The 5440-nt window shown below is 49.5% G+C and carries 4 protein-coding genes; 1 reads left to right on the top strand and 3 read right to left on the bottom strand.

Features of this window, described 5'->3' with window-relative positions; all coding sequences use genetic code 11:
- Window positions 1–142 precede the first annotated feature (142 nt).
- The 3 genes from tyrS to ychF form a co-directional block, all read right to left on the bottom strand.
- A complete protein-coding gene (tyrS, locus tag HMPREF3066_RS09435; RefSeq protein ID WP_070442447.1) occupies window positions 143–1438 on the bottom strand; it encodes a tyrosine--tRNA ligase in 1296 nt (431 codons plus the stop codon).
- Window positions 1439–1498: 60 nt separating this feature from the next.
- Entirely contained in the window at window positions 1499–3373 is a 1875-nt protein-coding gene (locus HMPREF3066_RS09440; protein ID WP_070442451.1) for an acyltransferase family protein, read from the bottom strand.
- A gap of 377 nt (window positions 3374–3750) precedes the next feature.
- Window positions 3751–4842, bottom strand: coding sequence for a redox-regulated ATPase YchF (gene ychF, locus HMPREF3066_RS09445; protein ID WP_003777024.1), 1092 nt, complete (start codon window positions 4840–4842; stop codon window positions 3751–3753).
- A 364-nt stretch (window positions 4843–5206) separates the two neighbouring features.
- On the opposite strand from ychF, the gene HMPREF3066_RS13400 reads away from it, so the two are divergent.
- The coding region (locus HMPREF3066_RS13400; RefSeq protein WP_210385714.1) for a hypothetical protein at window positions 5207–5440 on the top strand (234 nt) is incomplete at its 3' end.

Here is a 5440-nt window from a genome sequence, read left to right on the forward strand (position 1 = left end):
GCCGTACTGGTTTAAATTTAATCCACTATAGTGTGTAGATTGAATTAGCAGCCACAATATAGTGTGGACTTTGTCTATAAAGATATTTTTAGTGAAGAGGTCGTCTGAAAAAAGTTTTCAGACGACCTTTGTCGTTTAAGGCTTATTTCCAAACCAAGAGCGCGTGGTTGCGTTTGCCGCGCCGTACGATGGTGTATTTGCCGAAACGTTTGTGCGCGTCGGTCAACAGATAGGCATCATCGGGGCGTTCGGCGGCGTGGTTCGGGTTGTTCGATTCGGCGGCTTGGCCGTTGAGCAATACCGCTTTGCTGTTCACAAAACCGCGCGCTTCTTTGTTGGACGAGGCTAAGCCGGTTTTGACCAAGGCTTCGACGACGTTGAGGTCGTCTGAAACTTCAAATGCGGGCAGGCCGTCGAGGGCGAGTTGTTCGAAGTCGCTTTCCGTCAGGCTGCTTTGGTCTTCGGCAAACAGGCTTTCGGAAATGCGCTGCGCGGCTTGCAGGGCGGCTTCGCCGTGAATCAGGCGGGTCATTTCTTCGGCAAGGATGCGTTGCGCTTCGGGTTTGGTGCCGCTGGCTTTGTCTTTCGCTTCGATGGCGTCGATTTCTTCGATAGACAGGAAGGTGAAGTATTTCAGGAATTTATACACATCGGCATCGGCAACTTTCAGCCAGAACTGGTAGAACTGATACGGCGAGGTTTTCTTCGCGTTCAGCCATACCGCGCCGCCTTCGGTTTTGCCGAATTTGGTGCCGTCGGATTTGGTGACCAGCGGCAGGGTCAGACCGAATACTTGTTTTTGATTCAGACGACGGGTCAGGTCGATACCGGCGGTGATGTTGCCCCATTGGTCGGAACCGCCGATTTCCAAAACCGCGCCATGGCGTTTGTTCAATTCGGCAAAGTCGTAGCCTTGCAGCAGGGAATAGGCGAACTCGGTGAAGGAAATACCCACATCGTCGCGCTCGATACGCTGTTTGACGGATTCTTTGTTCAACATGGCGTTGACGGAAAAATGCTTGCCGATGTCGCGCAGGAAGTCGAGGCAGTTCATGCTGCCGAACCAGTCGGCGTTGTTCGCCATAATGGCGGCGTTTTCGCCTTCAAAGCTCAAAAACGGTTTCAGTTGGTTGCGGATGCTTTCGACCCAGCCGGCAACGGTTTCGGCGGAATTCAAGCTGCGCTCCGCTGCTTTGAAGCTGGGGTCGCCGATCATGCCGGTCGCACCGCCCACCAAAGCAATCGGCGTATGCCCCGCCTGTTGGAAACGGTGCAAAGCCAATACGGGCAACAAGTGGCCGATATGCAGACTGTCGGCGGTCGGGTCGAAACCGCAGTAGAGGGCGATTTTTTGTTCGTTTAACAAAGCGTCTAAGGCTTCGATGTCGGTAGTTTGCGCGATAAGGCCGCGCGATTGTAGGTCTTGGATGACGCTCATCGGTATCTTTCAAAAAATTAGCGGTTTTGCAAACCGCTAATTGTAACAAATTTAATCGGATCAATGGCTATGGTGCGTATCGAGGAGTTTATTCTCTTTGGAAAAACGCTTCGCCAATTCTATCCCGCCGTAAGGGTTGATATGGTCTTTATCCGAGTAAACCGGCAATCCGTCGATTTTAAAATCTTTCGGGATAAGGGCTGCGGCATCAATGATATAGACATTAGGATATTTGGCTGCCAGTTCCCTAATACGGAGATTGCCTTTCGTGGTCGCTTCATCGTCCGAATGCAGGTTTTGGCGGTAACCCGGTATACGGGAAGACAGCATATAGGCGCGCAGGGCGTTGTAAGACAAGGTTTGGTTGTCCGTCATGAGGTAAACAATTTGTTTCTCAGAAGATAGTGTTTGCAGCATGGTGTCGAATTTTTGAAAGAAATCAGCATCATAAGAAATAGAATTGCTGTTTTCCGGCATTTGGTTGCCCCAGCGCATGGCCAAAAGTACTTTTGAATATCGAGGCAGATGCTCTTTTGCATACTGATAAAAGGCACGACAGGAGGCATTTTGTTTAAACACTCGGGCTGAGTAGCCTTCTACATAGGCGCAACTGTCGGCAGAAACCATGGTGGCAGACCATTTTTCTTTTTTGCCCACGGCATCAAAGAATGTTTTATATTGGTCGGCGTGAGAGTCGCCCAAAATCAGCAATTCCGGCTGTTTTTCCGTATCTCCCCAAAGGCATTGTTTGTCGGTATTGTTATGACAGGAAGTGTAGGAGCGTGCCAATCCCATACGGTCATATTGCGCCATAAACGGCAGCTTCATCGCGAAAAAAGAGCCTACGGCCAAAATCAGCATGGGGAGGGCATAAATCCACGAGGCAGATTGTACAAACGAGCCTTTCCAATTTTTAAACGGTTTTTCTATGCAGAAATAAGAAATCAAGGAAAGTACCACCATCAGGACGATCGCTGCCGCTGTTGAATAAGGAGGCAGGTTGTCCGGACCGATATAGCGCATAAAGGCCAATATAGGCCAATGCCACAGATAAAGTGAATAGGAAATCAAGCCGATGGCAACGGTGATTTTCCATTGGAAAAATTTTTTAAGCGGGTGGTCGAAATGATTGAAATAAATCAGTGCTGCCGAAGCCAGGCAAGGAATCAAAGCGGCAGGGCCTGGAAAATAAGCGGTTTGTTCCGTGTAGGCAAACAGACAGACAAACAGTATGCAGACGGAAAATAAAGTACCTGCGGCAGCATATTGTTTGCCGATAGAAAGTTTCTGCTGTTGTTGATATTGCATCCATACGGCGGTTAACGACCCGACCAGCATTTCGCAGGCACGCAGATGGGGGAGGTAATATTTATCCAGTGAAGAAGGCATAAAGGAAGCGGCAAGGCTTAACACACATAACGCGATGAGAAAGCCAAACTGAACGCGCCAGCTTTTGCGGACGACGAGCAGCAGCAATATCGGAAAGACAAAGTAGTATTGTTCTTCGACCGATAAAGACCAGATATGGAGCAGAGGCTTTTCTTCCTGTGCCGGATCGAAATAGCCTTGTCCTTTTGCGAAATACAGATTGGATGCGAAACCCAAAGCAGCCAGTGCGGACTTCCACAAAAGAAAGAAATCATCTTTGGTGAATAAAAGAAAGCCGCCTATCAGCGTTGCTGTTAATACGGCAAAAAATGCAGGCAGAATCCGTTTGATGCGGCGGATATAAAACGTTTTAAAAGAGAAAATTCCCTGACTCATTTCACGATGGATAATCATCGTAATCAAAAAGCCTGAAATCACGAAGAAAATATCGACACCGAGAAAACCGCCCGGCAACCAGTTCTTTTCGATATGGAAAGCTACGACGGATAAGACGGCCATGGCGCGCAATGTATCAATGTCAGGACGGTAAGATAAGACTTTACTCATAATATTTTTACTTTAAATAGAGCCGGCAATGCAGAGGTCGTCTGAAAGATAATTTTGATAAGGGTTAATGGTATATCAGATTACGGTTGGTTACTCAAATCAGGTATGGAGTGTGTGGGTAGGCTGCTTTAGAATAATTGTTGATGGCGTCGGGTTGATTGGGTAGTTAGATTGAAAACTCAGGTGATAGTTTTAAGATGTGGATTTAATATTTTATTTTTATAATTAATGAGATAGGGCTTAATCGGGTTTGAGTTTTTATACGCTTCCATTTCCATGGCAAGGTGAACCCGAATAATTGTTCAGAACAGGTTTCAGACGACCTTGCCCGACTCAAAAAGTATCGGGAGGTCGTCTGAAAACCTGTTGCATTGGGTTTATACGTTAAACAGGAAGTGCATCACATCCCCGTCCTGCACGACATATTCCTTGCCTTCCACGCGCATTTTGCCGGCTTCTTTGGCTTTGGCTTCGCCGCCGAGTGAGACAAAGTCGTCGTAGGAAATGACTTGGGCGCGGATGAAGCCGCGTTCGAAGTCGGTGTGGATGACGCCGGCGGCTTGCGGGGCGGTGTCGCCTTTGTGGATGGTCCAGGCGCGGACTTCTTTGACGCCGGCGGTGAAGTAGGTTTGCAGGCCCAAGAGGTCGTAGCCCGCGCGGATCAGGCGGTTCAGGCCGGGTTCTTCCAAGCCCATCTCGGCGAGGAACTCGGCTTTTTCGTCGTCTTCCAACTCGGCGATTTCACTTTCCATCGCGGCGCAAACGGCGACAACAGGGGCGTTTTCTTTTTCAGCCAATTCTTTCAGGCGGTCGAGGTGCGGATTGTTTTCAAAACCGTCTTCGGCAACGTTGCCGACATACATAGCGGGTTTGGCGGTCAGCAGGAACAGCGGCTTGAGCATGGCGAGTTCTTCCGCGTCCAAACCGAAGGAGCGGACGGGTTTGCCTTCGTCCAGATGCGGCAGCAGTTTTTTGCACAGTTCGACCAGTTTTTGCGCGTCTTTGTCGCCTGAGCGGGCGCGTTTTTCTTCGCGGACGATGGCTTTTTCGACGCTGGCGAGGTCGGCAAGTGCCAATTCGGTGCCGATGGTTTCGATGTCGGCAATCGGATCGACTTTGCCGGAAACGTGGACGATGTTGTCGTCGTCAAAGCAGCGCACGACGTTGACGATGGCGTCGGTTTCGCGGATGTTGGCGAGGAACTGGTTGCCCAAGCCTTCGCCTTTGCTCGCGCCTGCAACCAAACCGGCAATGTCGACGAACTCGACGATGGCAGGCTGCATTTTTTGCGGGTTGACGATTTTCGCCAGCTCCGCCATGCGCGGGTCGGGCACTTCGACGATGCCGACGTTGGGTTCGATGGTGCAGAAGGGATAGTTCGCCGCTTCGATACCCGATTGGGTCAGCGCGTTAAAGAGGGTGGATTTGCCGACGTTGGGCAGGCCGACGATGCCGCATTTCAAGCTCATGGTTTTTCCTGAAAAGATAAAAGTTTAACGGCGGATTATAGCATATCGGGGAATGACTCAAAAACTGTAAAGGTCGTCTGAAAAGCGCGTTTTCCATGCGATGGGAACGGTTTGGCGTTTTCAGACGACCTTGGTAACGAGTGGAAAAGTAGCGTGGACTTTGCCCGCGAGAAATATATCGGTCTATTCTGTTTTTTGGCGATGGGCAAAATATCCTGATTTTCGTGGGCGGAGCCCACGCTACGGCTACGGCGGGTATTTTATTCAAACTCGCAATAGAAGGTCGTCTGAAAACGGTCATAGCGGGCTTGCCTGGCTGCAATCCGTGATTTCAGACGACCTTGGTAACGAGTGGAAAAGTAGTGTGGGCTTTGCCCGCGAGAAATATATCGGCCTATTTTGCTTGGGGCGATGGGCAAAATATCCAATTTTCGTGGACGGAGCCCACGCTACGGTTGAGGTGTGCGTTTTATTCAAATTCATAATAAAAGGTCGTCTGAAAATGCGGATAGCGAGTTTTTCTAAAACCACTATTTCGTTTTCAGACGACCTTTTGTGTATATGGATTGAGACCTTTGCAAAAAAGCCTTTCCCCCAA

Source organism: Neisseria sp. HMSC03D10 (assembly GCF_001807625.1).
In the GTDB taxonomy this organism is placed as follows: Bacteria; Pseudomonadota; Gammaproteobacteria; order Burkholderiales; family Neisseriaceae; genus Neisseria; species Neisseria mucosa.

Excerpts from the sequence above, each read along its gene's own strand:
- tyrS (WP_070442447.1), bottom strand. The coding sequence starts at position 1,438 with ATGAGCGTCATCCAAGACCTACAATCGCGCGGCCTTATCGCGCAAACT.
- HMPREF3066_RS09440 (WP_070442451.1), bottom strand. The coding sequence starts at position 3,373 with ATGAGTAAAGTCTTATCTTACCGTCCTGACATTGATACATTGCGCGCC.
- ychF (WP_003777024.1), bottom strand. The coding sequence starts at position 4,842 with ATGAGCTTGAAATGCGGCATCGTCGGCCTGCCCAACGTCGGCAAATCC.